The sequence below is a fragment of the Shewanella seohaensis genome (assembly GCF_023283775.1).
GTDB classification, from domain to species: domain Bacteria; phylum Pseudomonadota; class Gammaproteobacteria; order Enterobacterales; family Shewanellaceae; genus Shewanella; species Shewanella seohaensis.
Window position 1 is genome coordinate 41,365 of sequence record NZ_JAKILE010000003.1, and the last position, 18,749, is coordinate 60,113.

Genomic DNA, 18,749 nt, shown 5'->3' on the forward strand with positions numbered 1-18,749 from the left:
TGAGATAAGCCATATTCGGCACTTGCACCCAGCTGATGGTGTTTTCTTGGCAATTTTTCGCATTTAAGCCTTGATAAATCACAATGGGCGTCTGGACGTCTAGAAGTTTATTGTGGTAGTCTCTATGCCAGCAACCGAATTGATTTCAAGCACAACATGAGCGAAATTCACTTGGAGTGATCATGATCGAACTAAGACATCTGCGAACCTTAATGGCACTGAAGGAAAGTGGCAGCTTGGCGGGCGCAGCCAAAAAACGTTTTGTCACTCAATCGGCTCTTTCCCATCAAATTAAGGAGTTAGAGCAACGAATTAATTCGCCCATTTTTGTGCGTAAAAGCAAACCCCTCTCCTTTACTCAAGAAGGCGCACGGCTACTGCACCTCGCCGAAGAGATCCTGCCTAAGGTGTTAGAAACGGAAACAGATCTGAAAAATGGTCTAGAGACAGAGACCAATCAACTCAGAGTGGGGATTGAATGCCACAGCTGTTTTCGCTGGTTAATGCCAGTGATGGAGCAATTTAGGCAAGATCATCCGCAGGCCGAGTTAGATCTATCGAGCCGTCATCTATTCGATTCGCTCAATGCCTTAGAGATGGGCGAACTCGATATAGTACTGACCTCAGATCCCGTACCGGGACACTCGCTCGCCTATCAGCATTTGTTTGATTTTGAAGTGAAGTTAGTGGTTGCCAAGGATCATCCCTTAGCGAAAGAAGCCTATGTTACGCCTAAGCAATTGGCCCGCTTACCCATTATCAGCTATCCAGTGCCACTGGCGCGTTTAGATATTTACCGCCACTTTTTAGAACCCGCCGGCGTTGAGGCGGGCGAGCAAAAGACCTGCGATTTGACCATGATGTTATTGCAACGCATCGCCTGTAAGGACGGTATCGCCGCCCTGCCCAACTGGTCAATCAATGAGGGACATGGCTTGAGTTTAGCTTCAGTCAAACTCGGCCAAGAAGGCTTAAAGCGCCCACTATTTGGGGCCTATCGCCGCCACAGCGCGAACTCGGCCTTAGTGCAAAACTGGCTGCAACTGGTGGCAAGCGAAGGCTTAGCGCGTCAGCAAAAATCCAATTAATGCCGTAAAAACAGCATAAAAACAAAGCCTGCAATTGCAGGCTTTGTTTTTATGAGCAGTGCTTAGAGCGGGTTGAGTAACATGCCGCGCATCGAGAGCACACGGCGCAGAATCAACCCGGGAGAATTTTGATTACGGGTCTGGCGCAGGTTATGGGCGATCATAAACTCTTGGCGCAGATCCTGATCGAGATCTAAGGCCTCAAAGGCTTCGATGGTTAAGGTCTGCTGCTGATTATCAATCAATGACTTAATCACGCTTAACGGGAAAGATTGCTCAGAGCTGGCATTTAAGTAAGCAAAGGCCGTTAAGGCAATGATTTGCCCGAACACGCTAAACAGCGCCAAGGTTTGTACTTCATCGGGGTCAACATCGACATCCGGCATATCGACTAGGCTGTCGACCGCATCGGTAGCGATATTTTCCGTGAGTTTCCAATAACCTTGTACCAACTTCTTATAGGGTTGGGGTAATTCATCGAGGCGTTCTTTCAAATAGAAGGTGAAGGCATAACGATAAATATTGACCTGGCCTAAACGGATTAGGGCGTCTTTTAAGGAGCGAGATTTAGGATTTACTACACCTGAAGCCTGCGCCGAATTACTGCGCATCAACATGTGGGCAGCTAATGCGGGATCGCTCGAAATAATATCGATCACATTACGAATGTCGCCTTCGGCAAGGATCGCTTTTTTGAGTGGAATTAAGATCCCACGGCGACCGATCACTTGCTCTTCATTCGCTATGATGGCTCTCACTTGAGTAAAAACCTGTTGCTCAAGATCTGTCATAAGACACTTTGCACCTGTTAATTAGCTATAAGATGATTCGAATACCGCTCACATCATACCCAAACTACTGAGAATTTCAGCCCTAAGTCGCAGAATAATTGTGACTATGCTTTAGATGAAGTGATCTATAGCACAAGCAACGACTTAGGCCATCTCAAAATAGGCTGAACTTATAAAGAATACACCGAGAAAATGGATTTTTCTCTGCGCATAGCCAAACAACAGAAATAATAAAGCCAGACTGAGTCTGGCTTTATTCGGTTAAGCATTTATTTCAAGCTTAGAAGCGGTAACCCACAGTCAAGCGAATATCACGGCCTCGGCCTGAGTAATAGCTATCACCCCAAATGCCACCGTAGTAACCCGAACTAACATACTCTTTATCAAACAGGTTATCGATACGCAGGCTCGCTAACCAAGCGTCACGGGTATAGTTAAGGGCTAGATTACCTAAGACATAGCTAGATAATTTATCGCCTTCGTTGCCGTTATCGCCTTCGATAAAACGGTCACCCGTGTAAATCGCCTCGGCAAACACTTGGAAATGCTCGGCAAAATCCATACTGACATAACCGCGTCCCGTATGCTCAGCCACCCAAGACAATTGCTTGCCATCATTCACCCCATCGGTAAATTCGGCATCAATATAGTTATATTCCAAGCCTAAGGTGAGGGCTTGAGTGACCTGCCAATCCCAATCGGCACTCGCGCCATAGCGGCGTGAAGCATCGGCATTGACGTTGGCACCTTGGAAGCTGCCGCCAACAGGTTTTTCAGCACTCGGGTCGAAGACAATTTCATCTTCTAAATCGAGGCGATATAGGCTAACGCGTAGGCTTTGGTTAGCCACAGTCCAATCCCAACCCGCCTCATAGGAACGGCCTGTCTGTGGCTTTAAGCCATAGACATCTTTCGGGGTGTAAGCTTGCTCATCGACCTTAGCAAAGCGGAAGTTTTCATCGCCACGCAGATAGAATCTGTGCTCGGCGCTCGGACGGTAATTTAAACCGAACTCGAATGCGGTCGCATCTTCATCTAAATCGATGCCGTTTGGATACACATTGCCATCGACCAGATCGTCGGTCACCCGCGCATAACGGCCACCCACCACATAGCTTAAGGTGTGGCTTAATGGCACAGTAGCTTGCAGGTAAGCACTTTGCATTTCCTGCACGTTGCTGCGCGCCATAGAGTCAAACTCGGCCTTACCGCGGCTGATGTCTAAACCAGTGACTAGGTTTAACTCACCTTGACGGGTGCTGTAATTAGCAAGCGCTTTAGGGCTAAACATCAGTAGCGAGCGAGTATTTTGGCTACCCGCCCCCCAGTTTAATGAGGTCACTAAGGTATCGCTGTAATCCAGATCCGCCGCTAAGGCCCAGTTTTGGTTAAGCTGATGCTGATAACCACTGCGTGCCGCTGTGGTCATCTCATGAACATATTCGCTGCTATTAGAAGACTGGCGTGGATTTTCTTTGAACTGCTCTACCGTCAACGAGCCAGGATTTTCACGGTCATCATCGTAATAACTGGTTTCAACGAAGAAAGAATCTGTGGCGGTTTTATATTGAATACGGCCAAGGATAGAACCCGTTTCATTGGCATTGTGCTTGCGATAGTTATCGCCTTGGTTGTAGCTGCCGGTCAGGAAATAATGCCAATCTTTATTGATGGCGCCCGACACATCGCCGCGACCTTCGTAGGTATTAAAGCTGCCGCCGGATAATTGCACGCTACCGCCCGTATTCTCAGGCGACTTAGTCACAATGTTGATCACCCCGCCTACCGCTTGGTCACCATAGAGCACGCCCGCACTGCCCGATAAAATTTCGACACGCTCAATTAAATTGAGTGGAATGGCATTCAGGCTAGGGGCGGCGATATCGATGTTATTTAAGCGACGACCATCGAGCAAAATCAAAGTGTTGTTAACGGCGGTGCTGGCGCTAAAGCCGCGCATCGCGAAGCTAGTACCAATGTTATTGTCGGACAGCTGAATACCACTTTGACCACGTAACACTTCGGTTAAGCTGGTTGCGCCACTCTGCTCAATCGCAGCGGCATCAATCACATTCACATTGGCGGCAATATTTAAGGGGGTCTTGTCTGAACGGCCAATTACGACGATATGCTCATCGACTTTGGCGACGCTGGCATCATCGGCCGCCACGGCGGGGGCGATAACAGAAAAGCTGCAAAGGCTGCCGATCAGCAGCGCGATTTTAGTTGGATGTGTTCCCATTTTACCTTTAACTCCTGCAAGGAAAACGGGGCATTGGCGCCACGATACCGTTGATTCAGTAACAAATACTGACAGTCACTATCGCATTTTGAGATCTGCCCACCGAAATCTCAAAAACACCTTTAGGGCCGGTCTCCGGACTTAGGCTATGTTAATCCAAGCAATAGAAGGACTAACGCGAAACTGACCTTTACACACTCAATTCTCTGGCTCACCTTGAGCTACCTTGCGAATGCGGTCGTCTCTCACCTTTTACCGTTGCGGGGGCAGTGCCAGAATTTCACTGGCTTCCCGATTATCTCGCGACGAATGCATCGCAAGCACCACAGAAGGTTGACTAAAAATAGGTTCAGAGGGCGAAAAACCAGTTAACGCCCAATAAGGCTCGTGGCATATCAAGCCTGAGCGCGCGCATTATAGACGTCTATACGGATGAAAGTCCATGCTCATCCGTCTCTCGACTGACAACTACTTTAATGAATAGGGCGCTAAGCCTGAAATAAAGTCGGCACTGTTAGCCGCCTGTAAGGGAGGTTTATCGGCAGAAAACACATCGCCACGCATCGATTTATGCAATAAATACAAGTCTTTGTTACCACTTACCACGGTATAGTAACCAATTTCGCCCTGGGGATGAGAAGTAAAAGCACTGGGATTAAACTGAGTCGCGCTATGGACATTCGGCATTGTGGTGCAACCGAGAATAGCTTGAAAACCTTCGTGACCGTCTACTTGGGTATCTCCTAGCTTTTGATACACCACTTCACCGTCACAGGCGGCTTGGTAAGTTTCAGCCATCGCATCTAAAAACTGCTCTGGGCTCACGCTTTCGGCCATGTCCTTAAAGCCTTGCACACAAAACAGTGCACTCCATTGATTGAGCGCTTCCTGCTCCGGCACAAATTCCGCCATAAACATGCCCGCACGTTCCTCATGGTAGGCTTGACGCCAACCCTTTGGCAGATTAAATCCTAATTGCTGACTAAAGACAGGCAACACATGGGTATGCGACGCGCCACTTTCGCTGCGAGGCATATCCAATTTCGCCTCGACGGATTCAGATCCGATTAGGCTGCACAGCATTAATACGCTCGCGCCCTGCCATAACCTCATCTGCATATGGGGTATACATTTCATTATTATCATCCTTGTATCGCATTGTTATGGGTTAATACGACATATGAAATTGCATAGAAAACATCCAGCATTCTAGCGAAGATGTAAATAAGATAACAGTTAAAAAGCTAAACAAAATGATACTTATACAGTCACAACAACTGTAAAACAGCAAATAGCAGCCAAAGATAGGGGCGATGATGGATTTAAAAAGCTGGTGAATGAACTTTCACCAGCTGAGAATGCCCTACATACCCAACAATGAGTTAGTCAAATGACCAATTGATTTTACGCTGCGGCCTTGCCTGACTCAAAATTGCCTGCCGTTGCTCTGGGGTCTCACATTGGGCAGCGGGGGTAAATTCCAGTGGCTTAATCACCAAGGAATCGGCAGGTTGTACCGGCGATTTATCAAACATTCCGAGATTCATCGACCAAGAGACCCATTCTCCCTTTTCACTGATCCCCGCAAAACCATCATTTGCCGGCGCTAGCCAAGTGAGGCGTGGAATGCGTTCAATCAGTTGCTCGACATTTTTAAGGTCTGCCCGATAACCGACTGGTACCACTTTGCCGTCGGGGCGCGTAAAGGCAAAGGAGGACTTACCTAGGGTAATTTTGCTGCCTTGCTGCCAATATTTGTCGAGGATCGCTTGAGCATGATGAAAGCCAAACAGATAGGCATAATCCGTATCGTCGGCGAGAATTTGCGGCGTGGCGTTGTCACGCAGTAGCAAGAATCCCGGGCCGACGCTGATAATCTCTTTCACGCCTGTGATATCGGTTTTCTTGATCCAATCGACGCCACAGTTAATGCCATCGCCCCAGAAATGGGCATCCCCCGTTGGACTTAACACCGCAAACGCGCAACTGTTTGCCGTGAGACTCGCCACATCCTCAAGGGCGCTGCGGATCGGATAAGCATCACTACGCCAGCCCCAACTCACCACTGAGCCATCTTTTTTCAAAGCGGCATAGGTATTTTGAAAATACTCGATATGTTTAATATCCGTCAGCTGCGACTGCAACTTCTTCATATTGGTCGAACTTTCAACCTCACCCCACACTACAGCGCTGGCGTCTTTTTTCAGGGCAATAAAACTGCGCCCTTTAGCAAAGATATCGACCACATCGACTAAGTCATTTTGCACCTGCAAACTATTGCCGCCGTAAGGCCCATAGCCCCAAGTATGCACCTTACCATTAGCGTCGAGCGCGGCTAGGGCCTCTCGGTTGGCAAATAGCTTAGTGATATTGGTCATGCGTGCTTGCAATGCCTTGTCCAGACTTAATTTTCCCGCATTGCCCCAATAGACCACAGTGCCATCTTGTCGCAGCGCGGCAAACCCGTCTTTAACCGGGACAATTTGCTTCACTTGCTTAAGTTGTTCTGTCACTTCACGGCTATCGCCACCAGCAAAACTGTCACCCCAAGTGATCACCTCACCCGACTGAGTTAATGCGGCAAAGGCTGTGCTGTTGGTCACCACAGTCTCAACTGCGGGTAAATCGCAGGGAATATGGCGATAATTCGGATTCGCCTTTTCCTGAAACTGGATAAGCTTGCCGTTATCAAATTGCAGCAAGGATTCCTTTTCATTTTCGACGACGGCTACGGGTTTAGGTTGGCTACAGGCGGTTAATTGTAACGCCACTAAGGCGGCCACCAATGCCAAGGGGCGTGAGATAGGATAAGACTGCATTACTTATTTCCCTGTATTTGCTGAAACTTTGGTTGCTGACAACGCGGGTTGCTGATTGGGTTGTGCTAATTTGCCTAATATCGACTCGAGTAGCGGCTTGAGTTGGTATTCAAAGCTCGGACGCGAATCGATACGGGTTAGGATAACTTGAATTTGTTTATCCAGCGCCTGCGCACTGTTTTGGCTTAGGGTGTCGAACGCCTTCGCCTGCGTTAAGGCTGTTAAGAGCAGCCGTTGAACTGGGCCGATAGCCTGCCCCGCTTGACGGTTCAGTGCGGTATTGTCGAGCACTAATGTCACCAAGCAGAGTAAATAATCGAGGTGCACCGCAAAATCGACGGGGCATTGCTTTTCATCTGCCAAGCCGAACCTTAGTACTTTGGCCTCGCACAGCGCCTTCAATGCCGCTAACTTTTCTGCGGTTAATTCCAATGCAAAGGGCAACTGCTTAGTGCGCGTCATCAACACAAAGCTGGCTAAGGTTTTAACCGACAATGCCTGTTTACTACGGGCGAGCATCGCCAGCGCTAAGTCGTGAAATCCTAATGAACTCAAACGATAAAAGCTTATCATCACAATAGATTCATCTACCGATTCCAGCTTTTTTTTGCTAGGTGAAGTTTGCATTTGCTCGAATAAATCGACCAAACGCGGATAGTGCTCAGGGCTATGACCTAAATGCTCTGCCGCCTCCCAGACCAAAATATTCGCGGCGGGGTGCTGCCGATAGGTTTCAAGCAAACGGATAACCCCAGTGTAATCCTGTTGCTGCCCTAAACGCTTGAGTATTGGCACATAACGAAACTCGGCCCAGCGGATCCTTAATAGCGTCAAACAGAAATAACCGACAAGCAAACAGCCTAATATGCCTGCGATGCCAAAGCCGAAGTCCAGTTTGGCGCGATCGCGGGTTAACTCAAGATCGGCACTCGCCCGTGTTGGTGCCTCGGGAAGATAATGCACAAAACTTTGCCCGTAGTTGGGCACTAATGCGCCAGGAGTGTCGCCCTGCGGCGGCCGTAATTGATAGGTCGCCTGGCAATTCACGCCATCGAGCTCCCACTGGCGAACCAGGTTGCCCTCAGCGGTGCGATACTCAACCAAGCAAATCAATCTTTGGTTATATACGCCCGTCGAACTGCGCTCACTACGATAGGCCGTCTCCACCACTCGACCCATGGCCACATCGCCACGCTCTAGCAACTGATTGACCAGAAACCACTTTTCCGCCCCTTCCCAGAGAAACAGCGCGGCAACACCAACCAAAAAGAGAGGGACACCGGTCAAGAGTATTTCTAACCAACCCCAAAAACGCGCGGGTGCACCCGAGGTTAATTGACTGCGATTCATCAACACGCCAGAACTTCCTTATCATTCCATGATCGGTAAGGCATTAGAGAACTTGATTCTGCCTAAAGCGGGGCGCTATTGTAGCAGCTTATTGATAGAAATCAGAAAAAGCTCACAGTTTGCCTTAAAGACTCGGCCACATCCTAGCCTGCAAACGTGGGCGTGCTATTCTTAGCCTCCATTCCCGCTGTTTAAAGGAGTAACAGTATGAGTCGCCCAATTATTTTGGATTGCGATCCCGGCCATGACGATGCCATCGCACTCATTTTAGCCCTCGCCCATCCCGAGCTAAATCCACTGGCCGTGACCACCAGCGCCGGCAACCAAACCCCAGATAAAACCCTCAATAATGCCCTGCGGATCTTAACCCTGCTCAATCGCAGCGATATTCCAGTCGCGGGCGGCGCGGTTAAACCCTTAAGCCGTGAGTTGATGATTGCCGATAACGTTCACGGTGAAACGGGACTCGATGGCCCAGCTCTGCCTGCACCGAGTTTTCTGCCTCAGGCCGTAAATGCGGTCGAGTTGATGGCCGAGAAAATCCGCCAAAGCGATAAGCCTGTAACCTTGGTGCCAACGGGGCCGCTCACCAATATCGCGCTGCTACTCGCCAGCCATGGCGAATTGCACGCCAATATTGAACGCATTGTGTTGATGGGCGGCGCTGCGGGTGTAGGTAACTGGACGCCCGCCGCCGAGTTTAATATTTTTGTCGACCCCGAGGCGGCCGATATCGTCTTTAAATCCGGCATTCCCATTACCATGTGCGGCCTAGATGTTACCCATCAGGCACAAATTATGGATGAAGATATCGAGCGCATTCGCGCCATTCCTAATCCCGTGGCTAAGTGCGTCGCCGAATTGCTAGATTTCTTTATGATTTACCATAGAGATCCCAAGTGGGGATTTGTCGGCGCGCCGCTGCACGACCCTTGCACTATCGCTTGGTTACTCAACCCCGCATTGTTTGATGCCCAAGACTGCTGGGTCGGCATTGAAACCCAAAGCGCACTCACACTGGGAATGACAGTCGTCGATCGCTATCAACTGACGGGTAAACCCGCGAATGCCACTGTGCTATTTGGTATTGATAGACAGGGCTTTGTTGACTTGTTAGTTGACAGTTTAGCGGTCTACACACCAACCTATCTCAATCGCAGATGAACTTAAGGTAACGCTTCCATGAGTCACATACTCGTTATAGGCAGTGCCAACGCCGATCACGTTATGAATTTTGAGTATTTGCCCGCACCGGGGCAGACCTTAGTGAGTCAAAGCTACCGACTAGAGCATGGTGGCAAAGGAGCGAATCAGGCGGTGGCCTGCGCCCGCTTATGTCAGGCCGATTCGCGAGTGGATTTTATTTGTCACTTAGGTCAAGACAGCGCTGGAAACGAGATGCGCGCCAATTGGCTCAAGGATGGGATAAAAGCCGATGGCATCACGCAAGTCGCCAATATGAGTACCGGCACGGCGATGATTTTTATCGCCGAGAATGGTGAAAACTCCATCGGCATTGCCGCTGGCGCCAATGCCGATCTCACGCCTTTAGAATTAGACAAGCATTATGCTCTGTTTGCCAATGCCCAGTTTATGCTTATCCAACAGGAAACCCCGATGGAGACGGTAAGCCATGCGTTGCAAACCGCCAAACGCCTAGGCATTACCACAGTGCTGAATCCCGCGCCCGCCGTGAGTTCACAACTGGATTACCTCAAGTGGGTCGACATTATTACCCCAAATGAAACCGAGGCCGAAGCGTTAACGGGCATTGAGGTCAATAGTGAAGAAGATGCCAACTTAGCCGCCCAACTGCTGCATCAACAAGGGGTAACGACTGTGGTAATTACCTTAGGCAGTAAAGGGGCGTTTATTAGTAGCGCAGGCTTTACCGGGTTAATTCCGGCACTTGAAGTACAAGCCATAGATACGGTTGCCGCTGGTGATACCTTCAATGGCGCCCTAGTGGTGGGCTTAAGTGAGGGCATGTCGATAGCCGCTGCCGTCGGCTTTGCCAATGCCGCATCCGCGATCACTGTGACCCGCGCGGGCGCTCAGCGTGCCATTCCCTACCGCCACGAACTGCCGCGTTAATGCCCCATGAGTGCGGCAAATTGTCGCACTCAGCCTATTTCACCCTAAAGTTGTATATACATAATTTACATATCGAATTCATTCCCATTTAATGAATTAAGCCTATGCTGGCAAGCGAATACTCGAGTCACATCGGCTCGATCCACCTTGTTCAGAATAAGGAAGTACCAGATGAAAGCGAAAAGCACCACTTTCCGTAATATGACTAGCGCTAGCTTACTTGGCCTAGGATTATTAGTCGCCAGTCAAGCGAGTGCTAACGAATGTGAACTCAAAATTGCTGCGACTGACGCTATGCAATTTGACACTAAAGAGCTGTCTGTTCCCGCTACTTGTAAAGAAGTGACTCTGACGCTAACGCACACTGGCACACTGCCAAAAGCGGCGATGGGCCACAACTGGGTGTTAACTAAAGCCGCTGATATGTCTGCCGTTGCGACCGATGGTATGAGCGCTGGCGCCGATGCAGCTTACGTTAAAGCCGGTGATACCCGTGTTATCGCTCACACTGCATTAGTGGGTGGCGGTGAATCAACTTCTGTAAAATTTAGCACTGCGGGCATGAGCGCGACTGAAGCTTACCAGTTCTTCTGCAGCTTCCCAGGTCACTGGGCGATTATGCAAGGTAGCTTTAAGATCCAAGGCTAATTCCATTGCCTAATGCTCACTTTAGGGAATACCTTAAGTGAGACAACAAAAAAGCGGACCTCGGGTCCGCTTTTTTGTTGAATGCTGATTGGCTCACAAGCCAGTTTGCCTTCGAGGATTTTGTTTCGAGATGTATTCTTCGAGCGAGTTATTCTTCGCCGAACTCGTCTTCATCATCAAAATCATCGGCATCGGTTGCCGCTTCAGCCGCTAAAGCCGCCGCTAATTTGGCCTTAGCCTGTTTCTCTGAGCGACGCTTGTTGCGCTCAGCCAGCGTGCCTAAAAACACTTGCAGCTCGGCTTGACCCCAAGCTTGTGCCTCGGCCTCGGTCGCAAAACCGTCATGGCTTTTCGACACTACCGTCTTAGTCGACGTCATACGACGGGTGATTTCCGTCTTCCAACCATTTTCAGCTTGAGTGACGCGAAAATCGTATTTTTTACCCTTGCTCATTCTGCTCTATTTCCTAAATGATGCTTGCCACGTTTGTCTTATCAAGCGATACAAACGCCATCATAAAACAAAAGGAGCGCAGTTTACTTGATTTCGGCAAAGAAAGATCGCTTACGAGAAAATTTTCATGCACTGCAGGCTCAGTGAGTCGAGGCATCCCAATATAACCCCGCCTGCCAGATGATTTTTCGCCCTAATCTTAGTCCTAAGCTCAGTATCAAGCTAGCGCAAAAGCGGCTGACGGACGGTATCTTTTCTTGTTTTGGTCATAAAAATAAGTAAATTTAGTCATATAGCAATTTTAGAGTGTGAGGGACCCTATTAATAAGTCATTCATAATTTAGGAAAGATGATGAATACCTCCTCAGTAACACTCTGCATGCTGCTCGCAAGCACGGCCCTGCTAGCAGGCTGTAACAGCGATAACAAAGATAGCGAGACTACACCGCCACCAGCGAAAATGGTGCCCGCCCAAGTCGGTGAGCGACCACTGTTTTTAGTGCGCCAAATGCAGGACAGCAGCTTAAAGACCCGCTTAGCCCAGTGCGAAACCGATCATTTCCACCGTAGTGATTTTTCTATTGGTCACCGCGGCGCGGCGATGCAATTCCCTGAACACACTAAAGAATCCTATCAAGCCGCCATCGACTCTGGCGCGGGTATCGTCGAGTGTGATGTGACTTTTACCGCCGATAAAGCCTTAGTCTGTCGCCACTCCCAGTGCGATCTCGCCAGTACAACCAATATTTTGGCCATTCCCGAACTTGCCAACAAATGCTCAGTCCCCTTTACCCCCGCCGATGCGGTCAATGGCGTCGCCGCCACTGCAACTTGCTGCACCAGCGATATCACCCTCGCCGAATTTAAAATGTTAAAGGGCAAGATGGAGGGCGAGAATCCTAAGGCGACCAATGTCGAGGAATTTATAAATGCCACGCCTAAGTGGCGCACCGATCTCTATGCGGGCAACGGTACCCTGATGACCCATGCAGAAAGTATTGAGATGTTTAAAAAGGCAGGCGTTAAAATGACGCCCGAGCTAAAAGCTGCCAGTGTCGCTATGCCCTTCGATGGTTTTACTCAGCAGGAGTACGCCCAAAAGATGCTCGATGAATATACCGCAGCGGGTGTCGATGCCTCGCAGGTATTCCCCCAATCCTTTAATTTAGAAGATGTAAAATACTGGATTGCTAACGCCCCCGAGTTTGGCAAACAAGCGGTATATCTTGATGATAGATATGATATTCACACGGGCTTTGACCCACAGGACTCCTCCAGCTGGTCGCCCTCAATGGCGGAACTTAAAGCCCAAGGCGTAGAGATTATCGCGCCGCCACTCTGGGTGCTGGTGACTTTAGATGCGGATAAAAAAATCATTCCATCGGAATATGCCAAAGCCGCGAAAGCAGCGGGGCTTAAGATCATCACTTGGAGCTTAGAGCGCTCAGGATTATTGAAAGATGGCGGCGGTTGGTATTATCAAAGCATCACAGATGCCATTGATAATGAAGGCGATACCTATGAGCTGCTCGATGTGCTCGCCAAAGATGTGGGCGTAATTGGCGTGTTTTCGGACTGGCCGGCGACTGTGACTTACTATGCCAACTGCATGGATTTATAGGCCAAACAAATAGGCTGTATTTCAAAACCAAGAAACAAAAAAGCGTTAGCAAAAACTGCTAACGCTTTTTATTAACAGATTCTTTTTACTTAAAAAGATGCTGAATATTTTTTAAATCGCCCTTACCTTCGGCAATTTCTTCCGGCGTTAAGCCTGTCACTTCGTGTGGGAACACTAACCAGTCGTCAGAGGCATGGATATAGTAATCAGGCTTTAAAGGCACAGCGGTATTCTTTGGCTTGTAATAAGGGCAAGCGATACGAATATCCTGCGGCATGTTTAAGCGCATCAGTTGGCTTAACTTTTCCTTCAACGCGTGGATGCTGCGGCCAGAGTCAAACACATCGTCCACAATCAGTAAGCTATCGCTAGCATTCGCATTTTCAACAATGTAATGCAGGCCATGGACTTTGATTTCTTTGCTTTGCTTGTCGGTACCAATACCGTAGTAAGACGAGGTACGCACGGCGATATGGTCGGTTTCAACCTTCTTAAAGTCGAAAAACTCTTGTACCGCGATCCCGATTGGAGCACCGCCACGCCAAATACCCACGATAAACTGCGGACGGAATCCACTCTCATAAACCTGTGAAGCTAATAGAAATGAATCTTCGAGCAGTTGCTGTGCGGTAACGAAATATTTTTCTGACATGACACCGATCCCCATCTTAATTATTGATTTTAGGTGTTAAAGCGAAAGCTTTTACCCTGTAAGGTCTGTTCGGCGTCCAAAACACGAGAACAGCATTCTCTTCATAAGAGTCCTAGCAAGTGTAGGCAGCCGCCGAATTTTGGGAGCGAATTTTATACCAAAAAAAACCGCCGTGCTGCAGTTATAGTCATAAGTTGCAGGTGAACGGCCGTTTATTTTGCATTTTTAGGACGGAACTAACAAAAAGCGAACAAAAAAGGCCACCCAAAGGTGACCAACAAGGAACGAGCACAGGCTCAAAGCAAAGTGTGACGCTTAAGTTTGACGCTTAAGTTAGCTCACAGGGTTGATAATAGGTTCACCGACCTTAGTCATGGCGCTGTAGCTGCGGCTACTCGACTCTTCAAACTCCTTCGCCAGAATAGTGCTGACATAATGCCAATCGCTACGCACGGCTTCTTTGGTGAAGGTTAAGGTCATAAAGCCGCGATCTTTGAGGTTGGTGTATTTAAGATCTGGCACCAAGTCGACGATCGCCGCCTCGGTCGCGGGGATCTGTTCCGCCGGTAGATTTAAGTAATATTCCAAACCAGGTGATGACACTGAGCTTGTGGCAAACTCGACCCCAACGGTATCGCCGTTGACATCTTTAAGCTCATTCGCCCAGGCATTATGGGTGTCACCGGCAATCACGACTAGGTTGTGGTTTTTCGATTTAGCCGTACCTAAAATCACTTCCCTTTCATAGGCATAACCATCCCATGCATCCAAGTTATAGGGAATAGATGGCAGTTGCAGCAGGGCAATCACCTCTGGCGTTAACAGGGCTTGATTAGCCTGCAAGTACTGTAATTCTGCCGCCGTTAGGGTTGGATCATTTGCCGCGGCGCGGGCGGCTAACTTCGCCAGCGCCCCAAGCATGGCATACTGTGGAATGCTCATTTGCTGGGTAGCAATCGCCGCAGGTAGAGACATCTTGCCCATGAGGATCTGTTGTCCTAATACCTGCCAAGTGCCGGTGGCTTGCAATAAGGTGCCCTGTAGCCAGAGTAACTGGGTCAGACCTAACATAGTGCGCGAGGTCGATGTCACATCGGCGCGGAAACGCTCGCCATCGAAGGCGCCCGTACTGGCATCCATATAATCGGCATAATCGAGCTGCTTATCGCGGGCTAACACGCGCGTATCCAGCATATGTAAGTCAACTAAGTTGCCGTAACTGAAGCTGCGATAAATCTCCTCATGGTTACCCTCGCGCCATGGACGGATTGGCAGCCACTCGAAGTAAGCCTGCAGTGCGGCTTCTTTACGAACCGCAAAATCCCCTTCGCCTTCGTTGTGGTTCTCGGCGCCATCACGCCAAGTATCGTTTGCCACTTCGTGGTCGTCCCAAACCGTAATAAAAGGCACTTTCGCGTGCAATTTTTGCAGGCTGGCATCGGTATGATATTGGGCGTAACGGGTACGGTAATCGCTGAGGGTCAGCAGTTCGTTGGCGGGTAACACTTCACGGCCAAGCTCTGCCGCATGTTCGCTGGCATAGCCGCCGCGAGCATATTCGTAGATATAGTCACCCAGATGCACCACGGCATCGAGGTCATCCTGCGCAGCAGCCAATTCATACACGTTAAAATAGCCGGCTGGAAAGTTAGCGCATGACATGACGGCAAGTTTTACCGAGCTCACATCACCCTCGGGTAGAGTGCGGGTCTTGCCCACCTCAGAGGTTTTTCCGCCCGTCATAAAGCGGTAAAAATAGGTTTGTCCCGCACGTAAACCGCGGGCATCAACTTTAACGGTGTAATCACGATTAGCATTAGTGACCATCTCCCCCGTGGTCACTAATTGGGAGAATGCTGCGTCACTGGCGACTTGCCAGCTGACTTTTACATCCCCCGCAGAATCCGGCGTCACGCGGGTCCAAAGGATCACCGCATCCTGCGCTGGGTCACCACTGGCAACCCCATGTAAAAACTGTGCGGGCACAGAGTTATCATCATTACTGTCACTACACCCCATTAGGCCGTAGGAGATCACTGCAGCACCAATGCCTTTGGCCGACATGGCTAAAAAATCACGACGAGTCACGGTTCGTTTCATTATTATTATTCCCTTATAAGATGAGGTTTCACTGGTATGAGGTCTAATGAGGCCCCGATTGTGAGACATCACTGTTACACATTTGTGACATCTTTGTCAGCCTTTTATGATTTCTTTTAATTCATAAGCTTATACTGGATGACGTACTTTATTTGTACAGCACTGGCACAAGCCATGAGTAAGCTGCTAACATCGGATCAGTGGCAAATCGCTCAGATTTTGGCTCGTCGAACGTCAAACCTGAGCCTTGTTAAAAAAAGGAATTTATAGGATGAAAGTCAGCGATATTATGAGCACTGAGGTCATCTGCATCAGCGATGGTGCTAGCCTGAAAGATGCCCACCATTTAATGCAAACCCGCGGCGTGCGCCATTTACCTGTGATATCTGAAACCGATGGCACTTTAGTCGGCGTACTCACCCATAAGAAGATGATCGCCAGCGTATTGTCTATGTTGAACAAATACGGCCAAGGCGCATTGGATCGCAAGGAACGCTACACTCCCATAGCGACTGTGATGGACAAAGACTGCCAGCACTTAACCGCCGATGAGCCCTTAAGCGTGGTAGTGGAATACTTTATCGACAACAAACTCGGCTGCTTACCCGTAGTAGATAACGATAAGAAAGTATTAGGGATTGTCACCTCTTCCGACTTTATTAAGCTCTGTCGCACCCTGCTGCAACAGCAAGCTTAACGCCTAACATCCTCACTCTTTCTCGCTGGCCCTCGGTTATCAGGGCTGGCGAGAGTCATTGTCTAAAAACTCCAAGGACGCCCGTGGCCAAGTTATTAACCCAAGAACAATTTATCCGCGCCTATGAATGCGCCGAATTAGGCTGTATTGCCAACCATGATCGCCTCGCCCAATTGCTCGCCGATCCCGATTATGACGCTTTACATGAATACAGCGCCTACTTTGGCAAAGCGGCGAAACAAATCATCTGTATCAGTGACTTACAAAGCATGGAGGAATTGCATTTTGTCGCGGGTAACTTGAATTGGGATGACCATGATCCCGATATGGTGAGGGCGATTATCGAACACCCACTCTGCGATGCGGGTACCGCCTTATTGCTTTACTGGTACGGACAAGGCTTTTATTACTCCACGCCACAGAGGCTAGACACGCCTTTTGGACAGCTATTCAAAACCATCACCGAACGCTTTGTTACGCGCGACTATGCCAGTTATAGAATCCATTTTGATCCGTTTAAAGAATGTTTTATGCCCTCATTAGAGGACGTCCTCACGAATGGATGCCAAATTCCTGGGGCCATTTTTGCCCCCTACAGCACCATGGAAATCGAAACCGATGCAGGGCATTCAAGGTATCTACAATTTAAAAATGAACAGCTAAAATCGGGCAAATGGGGCCAGTAATAAGCCCCGTTCTGTCTTTAAATAGAGCGCTTAAAGCCAAGCTATTAACGTGATGAAACAGGCGTTGCTGGCGGAATACGGGTAAAACGCTGCCAGCGACCCGAGCGCCAACGGTGCACCATAATCAAGCCTCGCACCCATTCATCGGCGGCAACGGCAAGCCAAGCGGCCAGCACGCCATAACCTAAATGCAGCCCAAAGAACCAAGCCAATAGCACGCCAATTCCCCACATACTAAACAGGCCCACGCGCACCGGAAACGCCACATCCCCCGCGCCTTTTAATGCCGAAATAATCACCAGATTAAAGACTCGGCCAGTTTCCAGCGCGATGGAACCCAATAGCAGGAGTGCGGTAAGTTGAATCACTTCAGGGTTCTCACTCAGCCAGCCCACTATGGTAAAACGCTGCCAATAAAAGGTTAACACTATGGCGAGGGAAGCAATAAAGCCCACAAGGCAATATTTTTGCACCCGCACAGTAATCTCATCGAACCATTGTTTACCGACGTAGTAGCCGGTTTGAATTTGCGATGCCTGCCCAAGCGCCACCGCAAAACAGTAAATAAAGCGGCTGATATTCAAGCCATAGGTATAGGCGGTCAGCGAGAGTGTGCCCATCTGGCTGATAAAATAGATGATAGTCATCTGTGCCACGTTGTAGGAGAGCATTTCGCCCGCATTGAGCAAACCTATGCGCATCACACTCCAATAGGTGCTGCGCGGCAATAACTTCAACCTTGGCATCGGCAGCGGGATACCTTTACCGCGGATCACCGCCAGCATAATCAAGGCACCGATAATCTGGCTGGTTACAGTCGAAATCGCCACCCCAGTCACCCCATAAACCGGCAACCCAAAGGGAGAATAGAGGGCAATATAGTTACCGAGCACATTCATCAACCCCGTGCTAGAGGTGACTAACATGGCCGAGCGGGTAAAACCGTAGCTGCGTAAGATGGCGGCAAAGGCGATGTTCATCACCAGCCCGATACTCAAACTGCCGCAGATCAGCAGATAGTCATAACCATAGCCAGCAACCTCAGGCTCTAGGGCAAACAAACCGATAATGCCGTGGGCACCGAAAAACATCGATGCACCCATAATCACAGCTAAGCCTAAGCTTAAGGCCACACTCGCCACACCAATATCGGTCGCCTGCTGCGTCTGCCCCGCACCATTATTTTGGCTGATCAGAATGCTGGCGCCCGTGCTGACCATCATGGACATCACCATCATAAAAAACATCAATTGGGTGGTGAGTCCGACTGCGGCGACGGCATTATCGGAATAATGGCTCAGCATAAAAATATCGCTGATCCCGAGTAAGGATTGCAGCAAGGTTTCGATAAAAATCGGCCAAGTGAGGGCGACAATGCCCATGCGTTGTTGCAGGGTTTTAGCTGATTTGGCCACGTTCTATCCTTACCGCGGGAAGACAAGTGAAATAGCAATAACACGCCAAGGCTGGCGAACGGTAATTTTCTTACATTTTTAGATTGTGCTCA

16 protein-coding genes and 1 riboswitch are annotated in these 18,749 nt (G+C 49.2%); of the genes, 7 read left to right on the top strand and 9 right to left on the bottom strand.

Annotated elements, in window-relative coordinates:
* The first annotated feature begins 182 nt into the window (after positions 1-182).
* Positions 183-1,088, top strand: a complete 906-nt coding sequence (locus L2713_RS04040; protein WP_011624035.1) for a LysR family transcriptional regulator — start codon at positions 183-185, stop codon at positions 1,086-1,088.
* A gap of 62 nt (positions 1,089-1,150) precedes the next feature.
* On the opposite strand, the gene L2713_RS04045 is transcribed toward L2713_RS04040, so the two are convergent.
* The 5 genes from L2713_RS04045 to L2713_RS04065 all read right to left on the bottom strand — a co-directional run bounded on the left by L2713_RS04045 (position 1,151) and on the right by L2713_RS04065 (position 8,290).
* Complete coding sequence (locus tag L2713_RS04045) at positions 1,151-1,879, bottom strand: HDOD domain-containing protein (protein ID WP_011624036.1); 729 nt, start codon at positions 1,877-1,879, stop codon at positions 1,151-1,153.
* 280 nt (positions 1,880-2,159) lie between these two features.
* Positions 2,160-4,121, bottom strand: a complete 1,962-nt coding sequence (locus L2713_RS04050; RefSeq protein WP_248967020.1) for a TonB-dependent receptor — start codon at positions 4,119-4,121, stop codon at positions 2,160-2,162.
* Between the two features lie 109 nt (positions 4,122-4,230).
* Positions 4,231-4,464, bottom strand: a riboswitch (cobalamin riboswitch).
* A 125-nt stretch (positions 4,465-4,589) separates the two neighbouring features.
* Complete coding sequence (locus L2713_RS04055) at positions 4,590-5,258, bottom strand: hypothetical protein (protein ID WP_248967021.1); 669 nt, start codon at positions 5,256-5,258, stop codon at positions 4,590-4,592.
* A 245-nt stretch (positions 5,259-5,503) separates the two neighbouring features.
* A complete protein-coding gene (locus L2713_RS04060) occupies positions 5,504-6,940 on the bottom strand; it encodes an RCC1 domain-containing protein (RefSeq protein WP_248967022.1) in 1,437 nt (478 codons plus the stop codon).
* Between the two features lie 3 nt (positions 6,941-6,943).
* The gene (locus L2713_RS04065) at positions 6,944-8,290 is read right to left on the bottom strand and encodes a hypothetical protein (protein ID WP_248967214.1); all 1,347 of its coding nucleotides are present in this window, start codon (positions 8,288-8,290) and stop codon (positions 6,944-6,946) included.
* A 207-nt stretch (positions 8,291-8,497) separates the two neighbouring features.
* Between L2713_RS04065 and rihA the strand changes: the two genes are divergently transcribed.
* The 3 genes from rihA (at position 8,498) to azu (ending at position 11,032) form a co-directional block, all read left to right on the top strand.
* The gene (rihA, locus tag L2713_RS04070) at positions 8,498-9,454 is read left to right on the top strand and encodes a pyrimidine-specific ribonucleoside hydrolase RihA (RefSeq protein WP_248967023.1); all 957 of its coding nucleotides are present in this window, start codon (positions 8,498-8,500) and stop codon (positions 9,452-9,454) included.
* Positions 9,455-9,472: 18 nt separating this feature from the next.
* Positions 9,473-10,384 carry a ribokinase gene (rbsK, locus tag L2713_RS04075; protein WP_248967024.1) on the top strand — a complete coding sequence of 304 codons (912 nt, stop codon included), beginning with the start codon at positions 9,473-9,475 and terminating at the stop codon, positions 10,382-10,384.
* A 171-nt stretch (positions 10,385-10,555) separates the two neighbouring features.
* Entirely contained in the window at positions 10,556-11,032 is a 477-nt protein-coding gene (gene azu, locus L2713_RS04080) for an azurin (RefSeq protein WP_126511915.1), read from the top strand.
* Positions 11,033-11,180: 148 nt separating this feature from the next.
* Here azu and L2713_RS04085 read toward each other — a convergent pair whose 3' ends face one another.
* Positions 11,181-11,486: a DUF3622 domain-containing protein gene (locus L2713_RS04085; protein ID WP_011625141.1), complete on the bottom strand. Its 306-nt coding sequence runs from the start codon at positions 11,484-11,486 to the stop codon at positions 11,181-11,183.
* Between the two features lie 352 nt (positions 11,487-11,838).
* Between L2713_RS04085 and L2713_RS04090 the strand changes: the two genes are divergently transcribed.
* Positions 11,839-13,107 (top strand): glycerophosphodiester phosphodiesterase family protein, encoded by a 1,269-nt coding sequence (locus L2713_RS04090; RefSeq protein ID WP_248967025.1) that lies wholly within the window; start codon positions 11,839-11,841, stop codon positions 13,105-13,107.
* Between the two features lie 85 nt (positions 13,108-13,192).
* On the opposite strand, the gene L2713_RS04095 is transcribed toward L2713_RS04090, so the two are convergent.
* Positions 13,193-13,759, bottom strand: a complete 567-nt coding sequence (locus L2713_RS04095; protein WP_248967026.1) for a phosphoribosyltransferase — start codon at positions 13,757-13,759, stop codon at positions 13,193-13,195.
* Positions 13,760-14,092: 333 nt separating this feature from the next.
* Positions 14,093-15,859, bottom strand: a complete 1,767-nt coding sequence (locus L2713_RS04100) for an alkaline phosphatase D family protein (RefSeq protein ID WP_248967027.1) — start codon at positions 15,857-15,859, stop codon at positions 14,093-14,095.
* 271 nt (positions 15,860-16,130) lie between these two features.
* Between L2713_RS04100 and L2713_RS04105 the strand changes: the two genes are divergently transcribed.
* Both L2713_RS04105 and L2713_RS04110 read left to right on the top strand, forming a co-directional pair.
* Positions 16,131-16,556: a CBS domain-containing protein gene (locus L2713_RS04105; RefSeq protein ID WP_011624048.1), complete on the top strand. Its 426-nt coding sequence runs from the start codon at positions 16,131-16,133 to the stop codon at positions 16,554-16,556.
* Between the two features lie 83 nt (positions 16,557-16,639).
* Positions 16,640-17,242, top strand: a complete 603-nt coding sequence (locus tag L2713_RS04110; protein WP_248967028.1) for a DUF4274 domain-containing protein — start codon at positions 16,640-16,642, stop codon at positions 17,240-17,242.
* Positions 17,243-17,286: 44 nt separating this feature from the next.
* On the opposite strand, the gene L2713_RS04115 is transcribed toward L2713_RS04110, so the two are convergent.
* Entirely contained in the window at positions 17,287-18,657 is a 1,371-nt protein-coding gene (locus tag L2713_RS04115) for an MATE family efflux transporter (protein ID WP_248967029.1), read from the bottom strand.
* Positions 18,658-18,749 lie beyond the last annotated feature (92 nt).

Coding starts and splice junctions, on each gene's coding strand:
- L2713_RS04040 (WP_011624035.1), top strand. CDS start 183: ATGATCGAACTAAGACATCTGCGAACCTTAATGGCACTGAAGGAAAGT.
- L2713_RS04045 (WP_011624036.1), bottom strand. CDS start 1,879: ATGACAGATCTTGAGCAACAGGTTTTTACTCAAGTGAGAGCCATCATA.
- L2713_RS04050 (WP_248967020.1), bottom strand. CDS start 4,121: ATGGGAACACATCCAACTAAAATCGCGCTGCTGATCGGCAGCCTTTGC.
- L2713_RS04055 (WP_248967021.1), bottom strand. CDS start 5,258: ATGAAATGTATACCCCATATGCAGATGAGGTTATGGCAGGGCGCGAGC.
- L2713_RS04060 (WP_248967022.1), bottom strand. CDS start 6,940: ATGCAGTCTTATCCTATCTCACGCCCCTTGGCATTGGTGGCCGCCTTA.
- L2713_RS04065 (WP_248967214.1), bottom strand. CDS start 8,290: ATGAATCGCAGTCAATTAACCTCGGGTGCACCCGCGCGTTTTTGGGGT.
- rihA (WP_248967023.1), top strand. CDS start 8,498: ATGAGTCGCCCAATTATTTTGGATTGCGATCCCGGCCATGACGATGCC.
- rbsK (WP_248967024.1), top strand. CDS start 9,473: ATGAGTCACATACTCGTTATAGGCAGTGCCAACGCCGATCACGTTATG.
- azu (WP_126511915.1), top strand. CDS start 10,556: ATGAAAGCGAAAAGCACCACTTTCCGTAATATGACTAGCGCTAGCTTA.
- L2713_RS04085 (WP_011625141.1), bottom strand. CDS start 11,486: ATGAGCAAGGGTAAAAAATACGATTTTCGCGTCACTCAAGCTGAAAAT.
- L2713_RS04090 (WP_248967025.1), top strand. CDS start 11,839: ATGAATACCTCCTCAGTAACACTCTGCATGCTGCTCGCAAGCACGGCC.
- L2713_RS04095 (WP_248967026.1), bottom strand. CDS start 13,759: ATGTCAGAAAAATATTTCGTTACCGCACAGCAACTGCTCGAAGATTCA.
- L2713_RS04100 (WP_248967027.1), bottom strand. CDS start 15,859: ATGAAACGAACCGTGACTCGTCGTGATTTTTTAGCCATGTCGGCCAAA.
- L2713_RS04105 (WP_011624048.1), top strand. CDS start 16,131: ATGAAAGTCAGCGATATTATGAGCACTGAGGTCATCTGCATCAGCGAT.